Below are 19,345 nucleotides of genomic sequence, written 5' to 3'. Positions count from 1 at the left end.
ACCGCGTAGCGGCGATTTTGCTGGCCGGAGCCCGGGGGTACAGGGGGCGGCGGCGACTGGCCGCCCCCTGTGCGCTCCCTGCGCCATGCCAGGCATAACGCAGAAGAAATATCGGGAGCGCAATCTGCCCGGACATAACACGGGAGTGCTGGCCCTGCTAAGCGCAGTGCGAGCAGGGAAATTTACGGTTGTACCGTTATTTCTGTAGCCCTGCTAAGCGCAGTGCGAGCAGGGAAATTTACGGTTGTGCCGTTATTTCTGTAGCCCTGCTAAGCGTAGCGCGAGCAGGGAAAATCCCGGATGGCGGCGCGTGGCGCCTTATCCGGGCTACAAAAGCGTCAAAACCACGCCTTAACCCCCGACGCCATGGCCCATTAACGCCAGCGCGTGGCTGACGATGGTCTGGCGGTCAACCGCCTGTAAACGCGGATCGCTGTGGATGCGCGAAAACGGCACCAGCACCAGGCTAATCACCGTGGTAAACAGCAGCTCCGGCGACAGCGCCGGGTTAATCTTGCCCTCCCGCTGCCAGCGGCGCACCGCCTCCAGCATCACCTGAAAACGCTCCTCGCCGAAGCGAGCGTCCATATGCTGACGCAGGATCGGCATCTCGCCGATGATCTCCTGCATCCACAGCGGCGCGAACCAGGCGTTTTTCTCCGCCATGTGCGCCAGCGTCTCGACCATCATCGTCAGCGCCAGCACCGGGTCCTGCGGATGGTCGACAAAGATGCGGCTGATGTGGTTGCGCAGCGGCATAAAGCGCTCTTCGATCAGCTGCGTCACCAGCGCATCCCGCGAACTGAAATAGTAATGCAGCATCGCCGGCGTCACCCCGGCCTCTTTGGCGATGGCATTCAACGACACGCGGGCCGCGCCGTCGCGGGCAAACAGCGTCAGGGCGATGTCCATCAGCTGTTCGCGGTTGGCGGTACCCGGTTTTTTACCGCGCGGCCGCCCCGGGCGGCGGGGGGTATCCTGATCCTTTTGTGCTGTCATGATATGGCGATCTCTTGACCCGACTCATTCTTTCACTAAATATTAATTATGCATTTAATTAATTTCAAGCGAGTGTTGTGATGACTTCTCAAGTCGCGAACCCACCGGTGCAGTCGATACGCCTGCTGTTTAGCGCCTTGCTGCTGGTGATGCTCCTCTCCGCGCTGGATCAGACCATTGTCTCCACCGCGCTGCCGACGATTGTCGGCGAACTGGGCGGGCTGGACAAGCTTTCCTGGGTGGTTACCGCCTATATCCTCAGCTCCACCATCGCGGTGCCGCTGTACGGTAAATTCGGCGATCTGTTCGGCCGCAAAATCGTGCTGCAGGTGGCGATTGGGCTGTTTCTTGTCGGCTCCGCCCTCTGCGGGCTGGCGCAGAACATGACCCAGCTGGTGCTAATGCGCGGCCTGCAGGGGCTCGGCGGCGGCGGCCTGATGGTCATCAGCATGGCGGCGGTGGCCGACGTCATCCCGCCCGCCAGCCGTGGCCGCTATCAGGGGCTGTTCGGCGGCGTTTTTGGCCTGGCGACGGTGATCGGCCCGCTGATCGGCGGCTTTTTGGTGCAGCACGCCTCCTGGCGCTGGATCTTCTACATCAACCTGCCGCTGGGTCTCTTCGCGCTGCTGGTGATCGGCGCGGTATTCCACAGCAGCAATAAACGCAGCCAGCATGAGATTGACTGGCTGGGGGCGATTTACCTCAGCATGGCGCTGCTGTGCATCATCCTGTTTACCTCGGAAGGGGGCAGCGTTCATGCGTGGAATGACCCGCAGCTGTGGTGCATTCTGGCCTTCGGTATCGTGGGGGTCATCGGCTTTATCTACGAAGAGCGAATGGCCGCCGAGCCGATTATTCCGCTGTCGCTGTTCCGCAACCGCAGCTTCCTGCTGTGCAGTCTGATCGGCTTCGTCATCGGCATGTCGCTGTTTGGATCAGTCACCTTCCTGCCGCTCTATCTGCAGGTGGTGAAGGAGGCGACCCCCACCGAGGCCGGGCTGCAGCTGATCCCCCTGATGGGCGGCCTGCTGCTGACCTCGATTATCAGCGGGCGGATTATCAGCCGTACCGGTAAATATCGCCTGTTTCCGATCCTCGGTACCCTGCTTGGCGTGACCGGTATGGTGCTGCTGACCCGGATCACCATTCACTCACCGCTGTGGCAGCTGTACCTGTTTACCGGCGTGCTGGGGGCCGGTCTGGGGCTGGTGATGCAGGTGCTGGTCCTGGCGGTACAGAACGCGATGCCGGCGAAGCTTTACGGCGTCGCCACCTCCGGCGTGACCCTGTTCCGCTCGATCGGCGGCTCCATCGGCGTGGCGCTGTTTGGCGCGGTGTTCACGCACGTGCTGCAGAGCAACCTGCAAAATCTGTTGCCGGAAGGCGCGGTACTGCCGCCGGGAATGAATCCGGTGGCGGTGCAGCACCTGCCCGCGGATATCCGCCTCGACTATCTCGACGCCTTCGGCGCGGCGATCCATGCGGCGTTCCTCATGGCGGCCTGCATTATGGCGGTGGCGTTTGTCCTCTCCTGGCTGTTAAAGGAGGCGCCGCTGAAGACCGCGACGCACTAAGCGGCCCCGGCGATGCGCAGCAGCGCCTGACGCAGCGCCGGCGCGGCAAAATCGATAAATTTTCGCAGCTTAAGCGGCGCCAGGTCCCGGGCGGTATACAGCAAATGGACCGGCGCCGGCTCCGGCTCGACGCGCTCCAGCAGCAGACGGAGCTCACCCTGTCGCAGGCCGTCCAGCGCCTGATAGTGCAGTAAGCGAGCTACGCCCACCCCCAGCCGCGCGGCATCGGCAGCGCTCTCCGGCGTGGTGACCGATAACGCCGGCGGCAGGTTAATCAACTGGTCCTCGCGCTCAGCGGCGCGAAAGCGCCAGCCGCGATAGGGCATCGGCGATTCAATGCGGATGATCGGCAGCGCCGCCAGATCGCGCGGCCGCTGCGGCTCGCCGTATTTCGCCAGCAGCGCCGGATGGGCGCAGGCCACAATGCGCATCCTGCCGAGGCGGGTGGCCACCATGCTGCTGTCCGCCAGGTCGCCTATCCTCACCGCCAGATCGATATGGTCGCCCACCAGGTCGGCGTTACGATCGCTGAGCAGCAAACGGACGTGAATCTGCGGGTAACGGGCGATAAATTCAGCGATCACCGGGAGAACGTGCTGGCGTCCAAACATTGTCGGCGCAGAGATCACCAGCTCGCCTTTCGGTTCCTGATACTCGCCCGTCGCCTGGCGTTCGGCGTTTTCCACCTCCTCAAGGATCCGCCGCGCGGCAGCGACATAATCGACCCCGGCGTCGGTGAGCGTCAGTTTGCGGGTGGTCCGCGCCAGCAGGCGCACCCCCAGCGCGTTCTCCAGCTCGCCGATATGGCGGCTGACGGTGGTCAACGGCATATTCAGCGCCCGCGCAGCCGCCGACATACTCCCCAGCTCGGTCACTTTCACCAGCAGCGCCATCGCGCTTAATCGATCCATTATTCTCCCGATTTTTGGAAAGATGATTGCCACTAAACCAGTATTATCATTTTTCGCAGTACAGTCCATGATGGCGCCAGACAACAGGAGGCGCTATGGCAGCAACCTTTCTCGATATCGCCATCACCCCGGACGTGATGGATGTGCAGCATGAAATGGGCAGCGACCAGCTGTGGCAAACGCCGCACAGCCGCCGCCAGGCCGACCGCTTCGGCGACAGCGAAGCGGGGATGATCGCCACCCGCGACAGCTTTTATCTGGCGACGGTGTCGCAGAGCGGCTGGCCCTACATTCAGCATCGCGGCGGCCCGCCGGGGTTTCTGCATCTGCTGGACGATACCACCCTGGCGATGGCGGATTTCGGCGGCAACCGTCAGTACATCACCACCGGCAACCTGCGCGGCAGCGACCGGGCCTGCCTGTTTTTGATGGATTATCCGCGCCGTGCCAGGCTGAAAATCTACGCCACCGTCGAGGTCGTGGCGGCAGAGAACCACCCGCCGCTGCTGGCGCAGGTGGCGCCGGCCAACTATCGCGCCCGCATCGAGCGCCTGTTTCTTTTTCATCTGCAGGCGTTTGACTGGAACTGCCCGCAGCACATTACGCCGCGCTACAGCGAGCAGCAGGTGGCGGAGTACAGCCAGAACCTGCAGCAACGTATTCATGACCTGGAGCAGGAGAATCAGCGCCTGCAGCAGCAATTAGCCCGCAGAGGAGAGTCAGCATGACCGAACAACGTCCCCCGTTACCGCCGTTTACCCGCGACAGCGCTATTCAGAAGGTCCGCGCCGCGGAAGATGGCTGGAACAGCCGCGATGCCGAAAAGGTCGCTCTGGCCTACACCATGGACAGCGAATGGCGCAACCGCAGCGAGTTTGTCCACGGCAGGGGGCAAATTGTCGAATTCCTGCAGCGAAAATGGCGTAAAGAGCAGCAATATCGGCTGATTAAGGAGCTGTGGGCATGGCAGGAAAATCGCATCGCCGTGCGCTTCGCCTATGAGTGGTGCGACGACAGCGGCAACTGGTTTCGCTCGTACGGCAATGAAAACTGGGAGTTTGATCAGCACGGGCTGATGCAGACGCGCTACGCCTGCATCAACGACCTGCCGATCGCCGAAAGCGAGCGCCTGTTCCACTGGCCCCAGGGGCGTCGCCCGGACGATCATCCGGGGCTCAGCGACCTGGGGCTGTAAAACCGGCGCTGCGCGACGGATTAATCGGCTTTCGGGAAGTCGACCACCGTGTCGTTAACCCGGTTCACCATATTTGTGAACAAGATTGCGCTGATGGCGCTGATAATCTCAATCACCTGCTGGTCGCTAAAACCGGCGTTGCGCAGCGCGGCGACGTCGGCTTCCGGCAGCGTGCCGGTGGTGGTCACCAGCGTCTGCGCAAATTTCACCAGCGCATCAAGCTGTGCCTCTTCCGCATACTCCCCGCGGCGCAGGGCGTGGATCTGTTCGCTGCTGAAGCCGGCTTTTTTCGCCATCAGCGTATGTGCGGCCAGGCAGTAGTCACAGCCGGTGGCTTCGCTGACCGACAGGTTAATGGCTTCCAGCTGTTGGGCGCTGAGGCTGCCTTTATGTAGCATCGCATTGTGCGCCAGCGCCTGCTGCAGCGCGGCCGGCGAGTGGCCGCCGATGGTCAGGTAGGCATTCGGCACTTTGCCCATCGCTTTTTTGATCCCGGCGAAAATATCGGCGGCTTTGCCGGTGGCGTCTTGTTCACGGATATCAGCTAAACGGCTCATGGTTAACTCCTGTTGTTTTCGAGGGTGTGTGTTGGCATTGGGGTCATCTTAGGCGGTTGCCGCATGCTAGACTGGCGGTCTTCGTCTCACCTTTTTGTCTTATCGTCTCAGGAGAAGCATGGACAGTCTCAGTCATCTGCTGGCGCTGCTGGCGCCGCGCTGCGAAGTGAACCTGCACTGTCGCTTCGGCGGCCGCTGGCAGGCCGGTCACCAGCAAATGCGCAGCGGCGTGGTGCCATGGCACGTGGTGCTGCGCGGCGAGGGGCGGCTCAACGTCGGCGGCCAGACCCATCACCTGCGCGCGGGAGATGTGGTCCTCCTGCCGCACGGTTCGCCGCACCTGATGGAGAGCCTGGTGGAGTGGGGCCAGGTGCTGCCGGTGGCGCATCGCTTTAACGGCACGGTGACGGAAATGCGCGCCGGCCCGGCGGAGGGGGCGCTGGAGATGCTGTGCGGCGAATTCTATTTTGGTCCGCACGTCAGCTGGCTGTTCACTGAGGCGTCGACGCTGATCCATCTCCATACCGATGCGCGCGAAGACTGCCCGGAGCTGCAGCCGTTGCTTAACATACTGGTCCGCGAAAGTCTGGCGCAGCGTCCCGGCGGCAGCGCTATCGTGCGCAGCCTCGGCGATACGCTGCTGGTGCTGCTGCTGCGCATGCTGCTTGGCGAGCAGCAGCCGCCAGGCGGGCTGCTGCGTCTGATGAGCGATGAGCGCCTGATGCCGGCGGTGCTGGCGGTGATGGCGACCCCGGAGCAGCCGTGGACGCTGGAAACCATGGCCGCCCGCGCCTTTCTGTCGCGGGCCACCTTTGCCCGCCATTTTGCCCGCGTTTATCACCTGACGCCGCAGGCGTGGCTGTCGCAGCTGCGAATGGCGCTGGCCGCCCGGCTGCTGCGCCTGGAGCGTCAGACCAACCTCGAGGTCATTGCCGAACGCTGCGGCTTTCAGTCGCTGGCGTCCTTCTCGAAGCGCTTCAAAATGCGCTATGGCGTGACGCCGGGCGAGTGGCGACGGGGCTAGCGCTTCGCGCCTGGCGAAGATGATTTTATTTCCGGTTGCGCGGTTTGCTGTTTATTACCCCACCCGAAAGTCGCTATAGTTTTGCACGAAAAAAACAACGACAGTCAGGACGGACAGGGTGAAGAGGATGAGATTACGTTTACGTGCCGCCGCCGCGGTAATGCTGGCGGGTCTGGCGCTGGTCGGCTGCGACCAAAAGGGTAATGAAGCGAAGCACATTAAGGTCGGCGTGATTAACGGCGCTGAACAGGATGTGGCGGAAGTGGCGAAGAAAGTGGCCAAAGAGAAGTATGGTCTGGAGGTTGAGCTGGTGGGGTTCAGCGGCTCGCTGTTGCCTAACGAATCGACCAACGCCGGGGATCTGGACGCCAACGTCTTCCAGCATCGGCCTTTCCTTGAGCAGGACAACAAAGCGCATAACTACCATCTGGTGGCGGTAGGCAATACCTTCGTCTTCCCGATGGCCGGCTATTCGCGCAAGATAAAGTCAGTCGCCGAACTGAAAGACGGCGCGACGATCGCTATCCCCAACGACCCGACCAACCTCGGGCGGGCGCTATTGCTGCTGCAAAAAGAGAAGCTGATAACCCTCAAAGCCGGTACCGGCCTGCTGCCGACGGCGGTGGATATCACCGACAACCCGCATCATCTGAAAATTATGGAGCTGGAAGGGGCGCAACTGCCGCGCGTACTCGACGATCCTAAAGTCGACGTGGCCATCATCAGCACCACCTACCTGCAGCAAACCGGGCTGTCGCCGGTTCGCGATGGCATCTTTATCGAAGATAAAAACTCGCCCTACGTGAACATCATCGTGACCCGTGAAGACAATAAAGACGCGGAAAACGTGAAGGAGTTTATGCAGTCGTACCAGTCGCCGGAGGTGGCGAAGGCGGCAGAGACTATTTTCAACGGCGGCGCGGTGCCGGGCTGGTAAGCCAACTTACAGGGAGAGGCGCGTATGGTACGCCAACGGCAGGCCGATCTGCTGCTGATTGCCGCGACGGTGATTGCCGCCTGCGGCTGGATTTTTTCCCGCGAGGCGATCGCCGGCATGCCGGTATTCGCGTTCCTTGGGCTGCGCTTTTTCTTCGCCGCGCTGCTGCTGCTGCCGTTTTGCCGCGGGTTTCGCCCGCAAAAGCAGCACTGGCCAAAGCTCATCATCAGCGGGCTATGGTTTGCGCTCAACCTCTGCCTGTGGATCTACTCGGTCTCCACGACGGCGTCGCTCGGCGAAGGGGCGTTTATCATGAGCCTGTCGATGATGTTCGTCCCGCTGACCGCGTGGGTGATGATGAAGGTGCGTCCGCCGCGGGCCTGGTGGGAGTGCCTGCCGATCGCGGTGGTGGGCCTGGGCCTGCTCAGCCTGCACATGCCGATAGTCTTCCATCCCAGCCAGGGCTGGTTTTTGCTGACGGCGCTGGTGCAGTCCATCTGGTTCTGTTACACCAGCCGCTGCGCGCGCGAAGTACCGCTGATCCCCCTGACCACCGTGCAGCTGGCGATCACTGGTATCGTCGGGTTGACCCTCTCCGCTGCCGTTGAACGCTGGGACCAGCCGATGACTCTGCCGACCTTCGGCTGGCTGGTGGCCAGCATTGTCATCGCCACCAGCCTGCGCTTCGGTCTGCAGATGAAGGGGCAGAAGTACGCGGCGGTGGCCAGCGCGGCGATCATTATGGTGCTCGAACCGCTGCTGACGGTCATTGCCGCCGCGCTGTGGTATGGCGAACAGCTGCCGCTGCAGAAGATTATCGGCGGCGTGCTGATCCTGGTTGCCCAGCTGTGGTTCCGCTGGCGGATGCTTAAGCCGTAGCCTGCCCGGTGCGCGGTTGCGCCATCAATTGCAGCAGCGGCACCAGCGACAGCCCGTCCGGCATTTCGCCGCGGGCGATCAGCTGGTTTATCTCCTCAAAGGTAAACCAGCCGGTTTCCATCACTTCATCCTGATCCGCATCCATACCCACCCAGCGTAAACCGGTGGCCAGCCAGGTGATAAACAGCTGGTCGCTGCTGCCGTAGGAGGGGTTGAAGCGCATGATCTCCTCGACGCGTTGCGCCTGCCAGCCGGTCTCTTCCCGCAGCTCGCGCAGCGCGGCCGCCGCCGGATCTTCCCCTTCGTCAACGCCGCCTGACGGAATGGCCCACACCACCTTGTCGATCAGGTAGCGGTAGTGGCGAATCAGCAGCACTTTGTCATCCTGGATAGCCACAATCCCCACCGCCGGGCGCGGATAGTGAATGGCGTAAAAGTCGCGGCGCTCGCCGGGGGCGATATCAATACCCACCTTGCGCATGCTGAACCACGGCGTCTCGGCGATGACCTGCGGGTCGTGCATATCGGCGGCGGTCAGTTTTTTCTTCATCCTGCCACTCCTGTCAAAAATGGAGCCTTCAGAACAACATAGCCGGAGGCGGATAGCAATCGCCGCAGGTTGGCCCGATTTCATCGATCCTTGCCCAAATGCCCCTATTGCGCCAGGCTGGTACTCAGTACGATGTTCGTCAAATCACCCCCCCTGAGGAGCGCCAACATGAACATCACCCATATCCGTAACGCGACCCAGATTATTGAATACGCCGGGAAAAAGTTTCTGATCGATCCGATGCTGGCGGACAAGGGCGCCTGGCCGGGTTTTCCGGGCACCGCGCGCAGCGAGCTGCGCAACCCGCTGGTAGCGCTGCCTTTTTCCCGCGATAAAATCATCGACGTTGACGCGGTGATCGTCACCCATACCCATGACGATCACTGGGACGAGGCGGCGATCGCCGCGATCCCGAAAACCCTGCCGGTGTTCGTCCAGCACGAAGCCGACGGCGCGTTGCTGCGCAGCCAGGGTTTCCAGGATATCCGCCTGCTGACGGCAGACAGCGAATTTGCCGGCGTGCGCCTGCTGAAAACCACCTCCGGCCAGCACGGCAGCGATCGCACCTACGCGGTGCCGGCGATGGCCGAACGCCTGGGCGAGGCCTGCGGCGTGCTGTTTCGCCATCCGCAGGAGAAGACGCTGTGGCTGGTGGGGGATACCATCTGGCGTGATGAAATTGCAGCCGACCTGCTGAAGCTGCGCCCGGACGTGGTGGTCCTCAACGCCGGCTACGCCCACGTCATCGGCTTTGGCCCGATTATCATGGGCAAAGAGGATCTCCTGAACGTACACTTCACCCTGCCGGAAGCGAAAATCATGGCGATTCACCTGGAAGCGGTCAACCACTGCCTGGTGAGCCGGGAAGAGATGCGCCAGTATGCGCTGGATAATCAGATAGCCGAGGTAGTGTGTATCCCGCAGGATGGGGAAACCGTGGTTTATTAACGTGCGCAAGGGGAAGGAACGATGAAACTCACCGACGTGGCGATTGTTGCCGTAGAGGGCTTTAGCCCGTTTCATTACGCCGTTCCCTGCATGCTGTTTGGCGATTCGGTCTCTGAAAGCAAACGCTTTAACCTGCACATTTGCGCCGAGCGGCCGGGGCTGCTGCGCGCCCGCGACGGCTTTGCGCTGTACGCCAGCGGCGATTACGCCGTGCTGGAACAGGCGGATATCGTGGTGGTGCCTTACTGGGGCGAGGTTGACCGCCGCCCGCCGCAGGCGCTGCTTGATAGCCTGGTGCGGGCCCGGAATAACGGCGCGGAAATCGTCGGTCTGTGCCTCGGCGCGTTCGTCCTGGGCTACGCCGGGCTGCTGGACGGGAAACGCGCGGCGACCCACTGGGAGTTTGAGCAGGATTTTCAGCGCCGGTTTCCGCAGGTGCGGCTGGATATCAACGCCCTGTACGTCGACGACCAGCGGATCATTACTTCGGCGGGCACCGCGGCGGCGCTGGACTGTTGCCTCTACATCATCCGCCAGCGTTTCGGCAGCCTCGCGGCCAACCAGATCGCCCGGCGGCTGATTGTTTCGCCGCACCGCGAGGGCGGCCAGGCGCAGTTCATCGCCCAGCCGGTGCCGAAAAACACCCGCGATGCGCGAATCAACTGCCTGCTGGATTATCTGCAGCAGCATATTGCCGAGCCGCATAATCTCGATTCGCTGGCGCGGGTGGTGGCGATGAGCCGCCGCAGCCTGACCCGCCACTTCGCCCGGGCGACCGGGATGAGCATTACCGACTGGCTGACCGCCGAACGCCTGCGCCGCAGCCAGAACCTGCTTGAGGCGGGCGATCTGCCGGTTGAGCAGGTGGCGGAGGCGGTGGGTTATCTCTCTGCCGTCACCTGGCGTCAGCAGTTTAAAGCGCGCTTTGGCGTCAGTCCGACCGAATGGCGGCGCACCTTTCGCCGCGGCGCTTAGCCGGCGAGGGTCGCGCTGTCGATCACGAAGCGGTATTTCACGTCACCCTTGACCATTCTTTCCCAGGCTTCGTTGATCTCATCGCCGCGGATCAGTTCGATATCGGCGACGATGCCGTGTTCAGCGCAGAAGTCGAGCATCTCCTGAGTTTCCGCGATCCCGCCAATCATCGACCCGGCAATCGACCGGCGGCGGATGATCAGATTGAACACTTCCGGCGACGGATGCGGCGTGGCCGGAGCGCCCACCAGCGTCATGGTGCCATCGCGCTTCAGCAGCGTGGTGAAGGCATCGAGATTATGCGGCGCCGCCACGGTGTTGAGGATGAAATCGAAGCTTTTGACGTGGGCCGCCATTTCGTCTTCGTTACGCGACACCACCACCTCATCGGCGCCCAGCGCTCTGGCCGCATTACGCTTGGATTCGGAGGTGGTAAAGGCCACCACGTGAGCCCCCATGGCGTGGGCCAACTTGATTCCCATATGCCCAAGGCCGCCGATGCCGACCACGCCGACTTTTTTACCCGGCCCGGCGTGCCAGTGGCGCAGCGGCGAGTACGTCGTGATCCCGGCGCACAGCAGCGGCGCGACGGCGGCCAGCTGCGCTTCGGGATGGGTTATCCGCAGCACGTAGTGTTCTTTAACCACGATCTGCTGTGAATAGCCGCCCAGGGTGTGGCCCGGCGCGTCCTGGGTCGGTCCGTTGTAGGTCAGCACCATATGGTCGCAGTAGTTCTCCTGCCCCTCAGCGCACTCCTCGCACTGTTGACAGCTATCGACCATGCAGCCGACGCCCACCAGATCGCCGACGGCGTAGCGCGAGACAGCGTCGCCGACCGCGGTGACCCGGCCCACAATTTCATGCCCCGGCACGCAGGGATAGAGCGTTCCCGCCCATTCCGATCGCGCCTGGTGGAGATCGGAGTGGCAGACGCCGCAGTAGGCGATGGCGATCTGCACATCCTGCGGCCCCGGTTCGCGGCGGGTGATGGCCATTGATTCCAGCGGCTGGCTGGCGGAGTAGGTACCTATAGCGTTGATCAGCATAGCGAAACCTCTTGATCGAATAGAGCGGGAGATGGATGCGGGTGGTCAGTGGCATCGATAAGGGTAGCCTGGACTGGGAGAGATGCGAGGGGGAAAGCGGCATCAGGCACGGCGTAAGCGAGCGAGTCACCGGAGCCGCAATTTATAAGACAGGTTTATCATTTAAGCGACTAAGCCGTATAAATATTTACGAAGATTATTGTTTTTTAGTGATGTGAAATCGAGGTAAACCGCTTATGCCGATAATAATGCTTACACTCTTTTTATTATGGAAACGACTTGGTTTTTATTCATGATTGCGCGTGTTGATACTATTACCGCTGAAAATCATGCCCTTCAACCTGACTTAATGACACAACACGATGTCGAAACCTGACGCCAACGGCCAGAATTCCCGGTCATTACCCTCTTTTTTTTATGGACGACGAACAAAACCGTTACCTGCGGTGGAATCCTTATTATCCGCGTTCCGGCCTGTCAGCACCCCTTTTGAACTGGCGCAGTCAAACTATTACCATTTTCCCTTGGCCCAAAGCGAATCCGGCTTCATTCTCCTCGAAGAAGGCGTGGCTTCAGTTTGCTTTGCGGAAAATCAACTGGTGATATCGACGATCCTCGCCCCGGCAATATTGGGATTAATTGATAATTATGGCGTGTTTAACGGGCTCCCGGATAAACGCCACTGTTCTCTGTTTGCTGAGACGGATTTAAGCGGGCGCTGGATAGCGCATCAGGCCGCGGTCAATATCCTGAATGAGAAAAACCTGTGGCAGGAGATGGCCCATATCCTGACGCAGCGGTTGATGGTGTTGAGCATGCGCGAGCAGGAGCTGCTGGGGGTGGACTCTTACCAGATGGTGCGCATCCTGTTAATGGAGCTGGCGGTCTATTCGGAGACGTATCGTAGACAGATCAATGTATTAAGGTTTATCCAGCGGCGTACCAACCTGTCGCGTAGCCGCATTATGTCGATTCTGTCGGAGCTGCGCAAAGGCGGTTATATTATTATCCACCGCGGGGTGTTGATGACTATCGCCCAACCGCTTCCCGCCAATTTTTGAGCCTGGCAGGCGAAGGGCGTGATTTGTCGCCCCCCACCTGCTGGTCCGCTTAGGGCTCAATCGGCGTCAGGTAGTCCAGCCGCAGCGGCTCAGCCAGCAGACGCTCCATCTGCATAACAAACGCCTGAAAATAGGGCATCTCTACATGCGCATCAAGGGCGTCCTGCCCACGCCACGCTTCGCGCATGTAGAAAGTGTCCGGCGCGTCGCGCAGCTGGAACAGCGCGTAGTCGAGATTGCCTGGCTCCTGTCTCGTCGGCAGGAGCAGCTTCTGCAGGGCCTGGCGCAGCGCGTCCGTTTGGCCTGGTTTCGCCTTGAGCACGGCGAGCAGGGTTATCATCTTAAAATCCCTCCAGCACAATCTTGCCCACCGCGCGTCCGGTTTCCAGCTGGCGATGCGCTTTCTGCAGATTGTCGGCAGTGATGGCGCCGTAGTGTTCGCCGAGGGTGGTTTTGATCGTGTGGTTGTCGATCAGGGCCGCCACGCGGGTCAGCAGCTGATGCTGGGCGATCATGTCATCCGTCTCAAACATTGAGCGGGTGAACATAAATTCCCAGTGCAGGGAGAGGCTTTTGGCTTTCAGCGGCACCACGTCCAGGGTCTCCGGATCATCAATCAGCGCCAGCTTGCCCTGCGGGGCGAGGGCGTCAATCAGCGCGTTGAAGTGCTGGTCGGTGTTGGTCAGGCTGGCGACATGGGTCACCGCGTTGATGCCGATACGCGCCAGCTCGTCGGCGAGCGGCTTGCTGTGATCGATAACATGGTGCGCGCCCGCCTCGCGGACCCACCGTTGACTCTCCGGACGCGAGGCGGTGCCGATCACCGTCATGGCGGTCAGTTTGCTGGCCAGCTGGGTCAGGATCGAGCCCACGCCGCCCGCCGCGCCGACGATCAGCAGCGTGTCGCCCGCGTTACCGCCTTCCGTGACGCCGAGACGGTGAAACAGCAGCTCCCAGGCGGTGATCGCCGTCAGCGGCAGCGCGGCGGCGGAGGCGTTATCGAGGGTGCGCGGTTTGTGCGCCACCAGGCGCTCATCCACCAGCTGATATTCACTGTTGCTGCCGGCCCGGCCCAGGGCGCCGGCGTACCAGACCTCATCGCCTGGCGCGAACAGCGTCACTTCCTCGCCGACGGACTGCACCACGCCAACGGCGTCCCAGCCCAGCACCCGCGGCGTGTCGCCCCGGAAGCCGGCGCGCACTTTGGTGTCTACCGGATTGACCGAGACCGCCTTCACGGCAACCAGCAGGTCACGCCCGTGGGCGGAGGGGACCGGCAGGTCGATCTCGGTTAAAAAAGGGATATTGTCGCCGTCAGCGGCGGCTTGAGTAATGGCGATAGCTTTCATAACTGCTCCGGTCTGTGAATCGGGTGAATAAAGCGATGACGCGATAGTAGACCGGTGCCGGGAGGGGAAAAACGGGTTAACGGCAATAACAGTTATATGCAGAAAGTGAAAATCAGCCCACCTGATAGAAATCGAGCATCACCCCATCCTGAGTACGCCCGCCAGCGCAGATAAACAGCGAGGTGGTTAGCCAGCTGAGCGCGGGGGTATCCACCTCGAAGGTGGGGACGGTGCGAAAATAGATATCTTCCGGCGGAATAGTGCTAAAAAAGCGCATATCGTCGGCGAACAGTTGGTCATGATAGTGGGCCGGCACCCGGCGGATACCGTTGTTTTCCACGTACACCGTCCCTTCCTCCACCTGCAGGGCATAGCGGGCGGATAGCCTGCATGTGCCGTCGGGCCCGATAATCTGGCTATCGACGCCGCCGGGCAGCACGTGGCCGCGTAGTTGACCCGAGACGCTGCCGCCGAGAATCGGGATCAGCTGGCGCTTGCCGGTCTGCGGACTGCGGGAGACTATCACCGGTTTATCAACCTGGATGGTAATGGAAAAACAGTGTCTCAGTTCGGGGGTCATCATGGCTCTCCTGTTTCGGTTGGCAACGACACGCGGCCTTTGCGTCAGTGTAACGGGTTTGCAGGAGACAAAATAACGCAGGGTTTGAATGAAAATGATTGGCTGAGATGATGGGTTTTGCGACTCAGTTTGGTTGGGCGTGGCTGTGGGCGAGCAGAGGCAAACTGGCGGAAGATCACAGGAGTTGAACCTGCCCGGGACCGCTGGCGGCCCCAACTGGATTTGAAGTCCAGCCACCTCACCGGAGATGACGATCTTCCGCGCCTCGATTGCTACATGGAGGCGGGGCGCATTATAGCTACTTTCAGCCGTTTACCACATACCTGAACGCACTTTTTTACTGTTAAAACTGGACTTTGCAGAACAGTCTGAGACAAATCCGTTCAAAATCCAAGAGTTACACTTTTTCATACTCTTTTCAGGCTAACGCGATCGCAAAATACATGAAACATATTCTGATAATGACCTAATTCATCTTCCTGCGGCAAAGGCTGATAAAAAATGTAACCGGTACCCATCTGTGGTGCCGCCAAGGGAATTGTGCCCATATGAAAGATCCTGTTTTGTCCGTCAAAGAGAAAATTGGCTACGGCATCATGGGCGACGGCGCCACCCTCCCCATTATTCTCGCCTTGTTCACCCTCGTTCCGGCGGAGAGGGTTTTTTTATTCCATTTTTGTACAAAAAGTAACATTCATTTCAGTCTGGTGACTCAGGCCGCAGACGCTATTCCTGAACGGTGATAGCGTATGCTGCCGCTGAGAGGAGCCCGCCATGGACTTAGAAAATATCTTTCGTGACGTGAAGCTAAGCAAAACGGAAATGACCGTGCTGCGCTTTATCCAGAACGACCCGGAGCTGTGTATCCGCCAGGGGATCCGCGCCGTGGCGGAGCAGTGCTACAGTAACCCCTCCTCGCTGGTGCGGTTGGCGAAAAAGCTTAAGTTCAGCGGCTGGCTGGAGCTGGTCTATTTCATCAAGTTCAATATCACCATGCCGAAGCTCGATGTCACCAACGATATCGACTATATGAGCATTCAGCCGGCGGAGGCGCTGACGCCGCTGCTGGCAAGCCTCGCGCAGCAGCGCGTCCTGATCCACGGCAGCGGCTTTTCGCAGCTGATTGCCCAGTATATTTATAACAAGTTTCTCGTCACTGGGGTGAATGCCAGCCTGGCGCTGTGGCCGGATTACGAAATCCTTGAGCAGAAAAACGCCGCTCGCTTCGACTCCATCTGGATCATTTCTAAATCCGGGCGCAGCAGCTCGGCGCTCAACTGGGTGAAGGCCCTGGAGGGGAAGGAGATCAACCTGGTCTGCTTTACCGGTGATTATCAGAGCCCGCTGGCGCAGGCTGCGGATACGGCGTTTATCATTCACGATCCGCAGAAGTTCGACGATGATATTTACTGGAGCAACCCGTTTTTCGGCTACTGCATCCTAGGCTTTGAGCGGCTACTGAAGATGTGGTTTACCCGCGCACCTGGCAATAGGTAGCTCCGCTAAGCGCAGTGCCGCCGGGCAATATATCAGGCGCCGCGCCGCCATGTTGCCGGGTGGCGGCTGCGCCTTACCCGGCCTACGCCTCCAGGTCCGGTCAGTGATTTACCGCCAGGCGGCGAACTGCTTATCGTCGAGATAAGCTTCGACCAGGGTTTTCGCCAGCGACCAGGAACCGATCAGCGGGTGCGCCATCAGCGCCCGCACCGCCAGCGACTTATCCTGCTGCAGGATCGCCGCTACCGCCAGCCGCTCATACTCTTTCACGCAGGAAATCATGTTCTTCTGCGCCGTCGGCACCTTCGTCGGCGTGACCGGCTTGAGGCCCTCCCGGCTCAGGTCGCAGCTGATCTCAATCACGTCGTCAGGGCGCAAAAAGTCGAGCGTGCCATTATTCTGGATCGACACCACGATCCGCTTGGTGGTGGTGCTGTTCACCGCTTCCAGAATATCCAGCGCCACCCCGGCATAGCCGCCGGTGTCCGGCTCTTCGATAAACTGCCGCAGCGTCAGCGGCTCGCGGGTATGAAATTTCTCCTGCCGGGATTCGTTCTGCATATAGCTGTTTTCCCGGCGCAGGTAGTGCTGCATCCAGATATTGAAGGCGGCTTCCGGCTGCGTACTGGCATCCACGGTGCGCAGCGCCTGGCGCATCTCCTGATTGATACGGGCGATCTGCTCCCCGCGCGTTTCGCCTGCCCCCTGAATCGCCTTCAGCGCCTCGTCGCGATAGTAGTAATAATAGAGATATTCGTTGAGTAACTGGTTATCGCACAGCCGCACCAGCTCGGGTGAGAAGTACTGCATCGCGGTCTTCTGGTACAGCGCCGGGCTGGCGATCAGCCGCTCGGTCACCGCTTCCCCGCGCACGGTGAAGTGGGTAAACCAGGAGAAATGGTTCAGCCCATAGCATTCCACGCTCAGGTCGCGCTCCTCACAGCCGAGGATCGCCGGCAGTTCACGAATCAGCTCGGAAGGCGCATCGCAGATCCCATAGACCCGACGCTTAAAGCCGGACTTGACGATCGCTTCCGTCACCAGGCCTGACGGGTTGGTAAAGTTAAACAGAATGGCGTCTTCGGCGGCATGGGCTTCGATCAGCCGGCAATAGTCGAGGATCGCCGGGATCGAGCGCATGGCCATCGCGAAGCCGCCGGCGCCGGTGGTCTCCTGGCCGAGGGTGTTATGTTGCAGCGCAATGCGCTCGTCGCGAATGCGGCTTTCATCGCCGCCGACCCGCAGGGTGGTAATAATATAATTGGCGTTTTGCAGCGCCGCGACCGGGTCGGTGGTGGTCGTGAAATGAATATCCGGGCGAATGGTCGTAAATACATAGCGGGCAATTTCGCCGAATATCGCCAGATTATCCGCAGAGTTATCGAGAAAAACCACCTCCGTTAAACCAATGCGGTGAGCATTATAGGCCAGAGATTTCGCTAAAAATGCAGAGCGAACGCCGCCCCCGCCTAATACGGTTAATTTCATACAAACTCCTCATTAATTTTCTGCTAACCAGTTATCAACCCGGGAACGTACCTGTCCCACTTTTACGCCATAAATAACCTGAACTTCATTACGATTGCGCACCACGCCGTTGGCACCGGTATTTTTTAATTGCGCGTCATCAACTTGCGCCATATCGCGCACGGCTACGCGCAGACGTGTAAAACAATTATCGACGGAGAGAATATTCTCCTTGCCCCCGAGGCCGCGGATAATGTCATCGGTAATCGACTGCGGCTGCGCGACTTTCTGGCGGTACTCCGCTTTGCTGTAGAGCTTCACGTTCTCGTCATCTTCCCGGCCCGGCGTTTTCAGATTCAGCTTCACCACCAGGGTGCGGAAAATCACGTAGTAGACGGCGAACTGGCCGATCCCGATAAGGACATATCCCGGCCAGCGCGTTAAGGAGACCGGCAGCGGCAGGTTATAGATCAGAAATTCGATCAGGCCCGATGCGCCCCAGGGGCGTACGGTGAAGAGGTCGCAAATGGCCTGCGAGGCGGCGGTTAACGTCGCATGGATCACCCACAGCAGCGGCGAGACAAACAAAAAGGTGAACTCAATCGGCTCGGTGATGCCGGTCAGCATGGAGGTGATAATCGCCGGCAGCAGAATCGCCTTAGCCATTACTTTTTTCTCCGGCTTCGCGGTGTGGTAGAACGCCAGCGAGGCGCCGGCGAGGCCGAAGATGGTGGTCATCCCTTGCTGTGAGAAGCGTAGGGCCTCATTCATCACCGGGGTCAGATCCGGGTGGCGCATATAGGCGAGGAAAATGGCCTGGGTACCCGAGACCACCTGGCCGTCCACGTTCAGGGTGCCGCCAATCTGGGTGAGCTGGAAGGGGGACCAGACAAAATGGTGCAGGCCGGTCGGGATAAGAAATTTTTCAAAGAAACCATAGACGAAGACCCCGGCGACCCCGGCATTTTTCATAAAGCCGGTGAGGGCGGAGATGCCGTGGGTCATAAACGGCCAAATCCAGGTAAAGGCGATGGCGTAGAAGATAACCACCGGCGTCATCGCCACCAGCGTCAGCTTGGCGCCGCCGTACATCGACAGCGCGCCGGGCAGGTCAATGGTAGAGACTTTATTGTGCACCCACGCGATGGTGCAGCCGAGAATAATGCCAAGGAAAACGCCCATATCCACCACCACAAAGCCCAGCAGCTGGGTTTGCCCGGTGCCATAATATTCACCGTTAATTTTTTCGGCGAGTCCGTGAGTGTGTTCCAGCCAGGAGTGGTTGGCGCCAAGAAACATAATGAAGCACATCACCGCAACCAGCGCGACTTCGGTTTTTTTATCTTTTGCCAGACCATAGCTAATGCCGACGCAAAATAATAAGCCGAGGTTGCCAAATAAAGGCCAAAAGGTGTCGCCGAGCATCTGCCCAAGCTGGTGCAGGAAACTGGTTTCAGCAATTAATGTCGGATTAGTTAATACTGAACTGAGGGCCAGAATTAAGCCAATGACCGGCAAGAACAATACGGCGCCGATCATGGCCCGGGAGAATTTTTGCATATTCTCCAGAATACGCTGACGTATTTCAGGCATGATTGATCCTTTTATATTTTTGTAGGGACAGGGAGCGGTTTTTTATCGACTTCCAGTATTTTGGTTATAGCAACTCTGATATTTGAAGGGAACCAGTAGCGGTAAATAGGCACAGATAGCCGCTTATTGCACACAGGTTTCAGAATGCCTGCAAACCCTCTCCCTGACAGGGAGAGGGCGTAGCCAGAGCGGCGTTTTTGCTG

General features: G+C 59.8%; 21 protein-coding genes and 1 tRNA gene. 11 read left to right on the top strand and 11 right to left on the bottom strand.

The genetic code is table 11. From position 1 onward, the window contains the following. Positions 1 to 351 precede the first annotated feature (351 nt). Entirely contained in the window at positions 352 to 999 is a 648-nt protein-coding gene (locus tag QLG03_RS08720) for a TetR/AcrR family transcriptional regulator (protein ID WP_023291407.1), read from the bottom strand. A gap of 80 nt (positions 1,000 to 1,079) precedes the next feature. Here QLG03_RS08720 and QLG03_RS08715 point away from each other — a divergent pair, with 80 nt between their 5' ends. Then, complete coding sequence (locus QLG03_RS08715; protein ID WP_023291406.1) at positions 1,080 to 2,573, top strand: MDR family MFS transporter; 1,494 nt, start codon at positions 1,080 to 1,082, stop codon at positions 2,571 to 2,573. On the opposite strand, the gene QLG03_RS08710 is transcribed toward QLG03_RS08715, so the two are convergent. Continuing rightward, a complete protein-coding gene (locus QLG03_RS08710) occupies positions 2,570 to 3,484 on the bottom strand; it encodes a LysR substrate-binding domain-containing protein (protein ID WP_023291405.1) in 915 nt (304 codons plus the stop codon). The two genes, QLG03_RS08715 and QLG03_RS08710, sit on opposite strands and share 4 nt — an antisense overlap. Positions 3,485 to 3,579: 95 nt before the next feature. On the opposite strand from QLG03_RS08710, the gene QLG03_RS08705 reads away from it, so the two are divergent. After that, on the top strand, positions 3,580 to 4,212 hold the full coding sequence (locus tag QLG03_RS08705) for a pyridoxamine 5'-phosphate oxidase family protein (protein WP_101976652.1): 633 nt from the start codon (positions 3,580 to 3,582) through the stop codon (positions 4,210 to 4,212). Beyond that, on the top strand, positions 4,209 to 4,679 hold the full coding sequence (locus QLG03_RS08700) for a nuclear transport factor 2 family protein (RefSeq protein WP_023291403.1): 471 nt from the start codon (positions 4,209 to 4,211) through the stop codon (positions 4,677 to 4,679). Before QLG03_RS08705 ends, QLG03_RS08700 begins: the two co-directional genes overlap by 4 nt. Before the next feature lie 20 nt (positions 4,680 to 4,699). On the opposite strand, the gene QLG03_RS08695 is transcribed toward QLG03_RS08700, so the two are convergent. Then, positions 4,700 to 5,236, bottom strand: coding sequence for a peroxidase-related enzyme (locus QLG03_RS08695; protein ID WP_004145017.1), 537 nt, complete (start codon positions 5,234 to 5,236; stop codon positions 4,700 to 4,702). Between the two features lie 118 nt (positions 5,237 to 5,354). Here QLG03_RS08695 and QLG03_RS08690 point away from each other — a divergent pair, with 118 nt between their 5' ends. The 3 genes from QLG03_RS08690 (at position 5,355) to QLG03_RS08680 (ending at position 8,076) form a co-directional block, all read left to right on the top strand. Further along, a complete protein-coding gene (locus QLG03_RS08690; RefSeq protein ID WP_023291401.1) occupies positions 5,355 to 6,260 on the top strand; it encodes an AraC family transcriptional regulator in 906 nt (301 codons plus the stop codon). 127 nt (positions 6,261 to 6,387) lie between these two features. After that, positions 6,388 to 7,197, top strand: coding sequence for a lipoprotein NlpA (nlpA, locus tag QLG03_RS08685; RefSeq protein ID WP_023291400.1), 810 nt, complete (start codon positions 6,388 to 6,390; stop codon positions 7,195 to 7,197). Between the two features lie 24 nt (positions 7,198 to 7,221). After that, positions 7,222 to 8,076, top strand: coding sequence for a DMT family transporter (locus tag QLG03_RS08680; protein ID WP_023291399.1), 855 nt, complete (start codon positions 7,222 to 7,224; stop codon positions 8,074 to 8,076). Here QLG03_RS08680 and QLG03_RS08675 read toward each other — a convergent pair. After that, positions 8,066 to 8,626, bottom strand: a complete 561-nt coding sequence (locus QLG03_RS08675) for an NUDIX hydrolase (RefSeq protein WP_023291398.1) — start codon at positions 8,624 to 8,626, stop codon at positions 8,066 to 8,068. The genes QLG03_RS08680 and QLG03_RS08675 overlap by 11 nt on opposite strands. Before the next feature lie 168 nt (positions 8,627 to 8,794). On the opposite strand from QLG03_RS08675, the gene QLG03_RS08670 reads away from it, so the two are divergent. Both QLG03_RS08670 and QLG03_RS08665 read left to right on the top strand, forming a co-directional pair. Continuing rightward, positions 8,795 to 9,574 carry an MBL fold metallo-hydrolase gene (locus QLG03_RS08670; RefSeq protein WP_023291397.1) on the top strand — a complete coding sequence of 260 codons (780 nt, stop codon included), beginning with the start codon at positions 8,795 to 8,797 and terminating at the stop codon, positions 9,572 to 9,574. Between the two features lie 21 nt (positions 9,575 to 9,595). Beyond that, positions 9,596 to 10,549, top strand: a complete 954-nt coding sequence (locus tag QLG03_RS08665) for a helix-turn-helix domain-containing protein (RefSeq protein ID WP_255989334.1) — start codon at positions 9,596 to 9,598, stop codon at positions 10,547 to 10,549. On the opposite strand, the gene QLG03_RS08660 is transcribed toward QLG03_RS08665, so the two are convergent. Continuing rightward, entirely contained in the window at positions 10,546 to 11,595 is a 1,050-nt protein-coding gene (locus QLG03_RS08660; protein ID WP_032454388.1) for an NAD(P)-dependent alcohol dehydrogenase, read from the bottom strand. The genes QLG03_RS08665 and QLG03_RS08660 overlap by 4 nt on opposite strands. A 362-nt stretch (positions 11,596 to 11,957) precedes the next feature. On the opposite strand from QLG03_RS08660, the gene QLG03_RS08655 reads away from it, so the two are divergent. Next, positions 11,958 to 12,656 carry a winged helix-turn-helix transcriptional regulator gene (locus QLG03_RS08655; protein WP_102005801.1) on the top strand — a complete coding sequence of 233 codons (699 nt, stop codon included), beginning with the start codon at positions 11,958 to 11,960 and terminating at the stop codon, positions 12,654 to 12,656. 49 nt (positions 12,657 to 12,705) lie between these two features. Here QLG03_RS08655 and QLG03_RS08650 read toward each other — a convergent pair whose 3' ends face one another. The 4 genes from QLG03_RS08650 to QLG03_RS08635 all read right to left on the bottom strand — a co-directional run bounded on the left by QLG03_RS08650 (position 12,706) and on the right by QLG03_RS08635 (position 14,845). After that, positions 12,706 to 12,996, bottom strand: a complete 291-nt coding sequence (locus QLG03_RS08650) for a putative quinol monooxygenase (RefSeq protein ID WP_087824942.1) — start codon at positions 12,994 to 12,996, stop codon at positions 12,706 to 12,708. A 1-nt stretch (position 12,997) separates the two neighbouring features. Further along, complete coding sequence (locus QLG03_RS08645) at positions 12,998 to 14,005, bottom strand: zinc-binding alcohol dehydrogenase family protein (protein WP_049013934.1); 1,008 nt, start codon at positions 14,003 to 14,005, stop codon at positions 12,998 to 13,000. A 112-nt stretch (positions 14,006 to 14,117) separates the two neighbouring features. Further along, positions 14,118 to 14,585: a DUF3237 domain-containing protein gene (locus tag QLG03_RS08640; protein ID WP_032454383.1), complete on the bottom strand. Its 468-nt coding sequence runs from the start codon at positions 14,583 to 14,585 to the stop codon at positions 14,118 to 14,120. A gap of 165 nt (positions 14,586 to 14,750) precedes the next feature. Continuing rightward, positions 14,751 to 14,845: transfer RNA gene (locus tag QLG03_RS08635), tRNA-Sec, on the bottom strand. Positions 14,846 to 15,133: 288 nt separating this feature from the next. Between QLG03_RS08635 and QLG03_RS08630 the strand changes: the two genes are divergently transcribed. Both QLG03_RS08630 and QLG03_RS08625 read left to right on the top strand, forming a co-directional pair. Continuing rightward, positions 15,134 to 15,328 carry a hypothetical protein gene (locus QLG03_RS08630; protein ID WP_101989326.1) on the top strand — a complete coding sequence of 65 codons (195 nt, stop codon included), beginning with the start codon at positions 15,134 to 15,136 and terminating at the stop codon, positions 15,326 to 15,328. Positions 15,329 to 15,359: 31 nt separating this feature from the next. Next, positions 15,360 to 16,082, top strand: coding sequence for an SIS domain-containing protein (locus tag QLG03_RS08625; RefSeq protein WP_032454378.1), 723 nt, complete (start codon positions 15,360 to 15,362; stop codon positions 16,080 to 16,082). Between the two features lie 108 nt (positions 16,083 to 16,190). Here the strand turns inward: QLG03_RS08625 and QLG03_RS08620 are convergent, their stop codons facing one another. Together QLG03_RS08620 and QLG03_RS08615 are read right to left on the bottom strand one after the other, a co-directional pair. Continuing rightward, positions 16,191 to 17,570, bottom strand: a complete 1,380-nt coding sequence (locus QLG03_RS08620) for a 6-phospho-beta-glucosidase (protein WP_023291387.1) — start codon at positions 17,568 to 17,570, stop codon at positions 16,191 to 16,193. Between the two features lie 12 nt (positions 17,571 to 17,582). Further along, positions 17,583 to 19,142, bottom strand: coding sequence for a PTS transporter subunit EIIC (locus QLG03_RS08615; RefSeq protein ID WP_023291386.1), 1,560 nt, complete (start codon positions 19,140 to 19,142; stop codon positions 17,583 to 17,585). Positions 19,143 to 19,345 lie beyond the last annotated feature (203 nt).

The sequence above is a fragment of the Klebsiella sp. V115_8 genome (assembly GCF_029967715.1).
Taxonomy (GTDB): Bacteria; Pseudomonadota; Gammaproteobacteria; order Enterobacterales; family Enterobacteriaceae; genus Klebsiella; species Klebsiella quasipneumoniae.
The sequence above is the reverse complement of the archived record's forward strand: the minus strand, read 5'-3'. Positions and strand labels throughout refer to the sequence as shown.

What these genes read in the sequence shown, in the direction of transcription:
- QLG03_RS08720 (WP_023291407.1), bottom strand. Translation starts at nt 999, where the DNA reads ATGACAGCACAAAAGGATCAGGATACCCCCCGCCGCCCGGGGCGGCCG.
- QLG03_RS08715 (WP_023291406.1), top strand. Translation starts at nt 1,080, where the DNA reads ATGACTTCTCAAGTCGCGAACCCACCGGTGCAGTCGATACGCCTGCTG.
- QLG03_RS08710 (WP_023291405.1), bottom strand. Translation starts at nt 3,484, where the DNA reads ATGGATCGATTAAGCGCGATGGCGCTGCTGGTGAAAGTGACCGAGCTG.
- QLG03_RS08705 (WP_101976652.1), top strand. Translation starts at nt 3,580, where the DNA reads ATGGCAGCAACCTTTCTCGATATCGCCATCACCCCGGACGTGATGGAT.
- QLG03_RS08700 (WP_023291403.1), top strand. Translation starts at nt 4,209, where the DNA reads ATGACCGAACAACGTCCCCCGTTACCGCCGTTTACCCGCGACAGCGCT.
- QLG03_RS08695 (WP_004145017.1), bottom strand. Translation starts at nt 5,236, where the DNA reads ATGAGCCGTTTAGCTGATATCCGTGAACAAGACGCCACCGGCAAAGCC.
- QLG03_RS08690 (WP_023291401.1), top strand. Translation starts at nt 5,355, where the DNA reads ATGGACAGTCTCAGTCATCTGCTGGCGCTGCTGGCGCCGCGCTGCGAA.
- nlpA (WP_023291400.1), top strand. Translation starts at nt 6,388, where the DNA reads ATGAGATTACGTTTACGTGCCGCCGCCGCGGTAATGCTGGCGGGTCTG.
- QLG03_RS08680 (WP_023291399.1), top strand. Translation starts at nt 7,222, where the DNA reads ATGGTACGCCAACGGCAGGCCGATCTGCTGCTGATTGCCGCGACGGTG.
- QLG03_RS08675 (WP_023291398.1), bottom strand. Translation starts at nt 8,626, where the DNA reads ATGAAGAAAAAACTGACCGCCGCCGATATGCACGACCCGCAGGTCATC.
- QLG03_RS08670 (WP_023291397.1), top strand. Translation starts at nt 8,795, where the DNA reads ATGAACATCACCCATATCCGTAACGCGACCCAGATTATTGAATACGCC.
- QLG03_RS08665 (WP_255989334.1), top strand. Translation starts at nt 9,596, where the DNA reads ATGAAACTCACCGACGTGGCGATTGTTGCCGTAGAGGGCTTTAGCCCG.
- QLG03_RS08660 (WP_032454388.1), bottom strand. Translation starts at nt 11,595, where the DNA reads ATGCTGATCAACGCTATAGGTACCTACTCCGCCAGCCAGCCGCTGGAA.
- QLG03_RS08655 (WP_102005801.1), top strand. Translation starts at nt 11,958, where the DNA reads ATGTCGAAACCTGACGCCAACGGCCAGAATTCCCGGTCATTACCCTCT.
- QLG03_RS08650 (WP_087824942.1), bottom strand. Translation starts at nt 12,996, where the DNA reads ATGATAACCCTGCTCGCCGTGCTCAAGGCGAAACCAGGCCAAACGGAC.
- QLG03_RS08645 (WP_049013934.1), bottom strand. Translation starts at nt 14,005, where the DNA reads ATGAAAGCTATCGCCATTACTCAAGCCGCCGCTGACGGCGACAATATC.
- QLG03_RS08640 (WP_032454383.1), bottom strand. Translation starts at nt 14,585, where the DNA reads ATGACCCCCGAACTGAGACACTGTTTTTCCATTACCATCCAGGTTGAT.
- QLG03_RS08630 (WP_101989326.1), top strand. Translation starts at nt 15,134, where the DNA reads ATGAAAGATCCTGTTTTGTCCGTCAAAGAGAAAATTGGCTACGGCATC.
- QLG03_RS08625 (WP_032454378.1), top strand. Translation starts at nt 15,360, where the DNA reads ATGGACTTAGAAAATATCTTTCGTGACGTGAAGCTAAGCAAAACGGAA.
- QLG03_RS08620 (WP_023291387.1), bottom strand. Translation starts at nt 17,570, where the DNA reads ATGAAATTAACCGTATTAGGCGGGGGCGGCGTTCGCTCTGCATTTTTA.
- QLG03_RS08615 (WP_023291386.1), bottom strand. Translation starts at nt 19,142, where the DNA reads ATGCCTGAAATACGTCAGCGTATTCTGGAGAATATGCAAAAATTCTCC.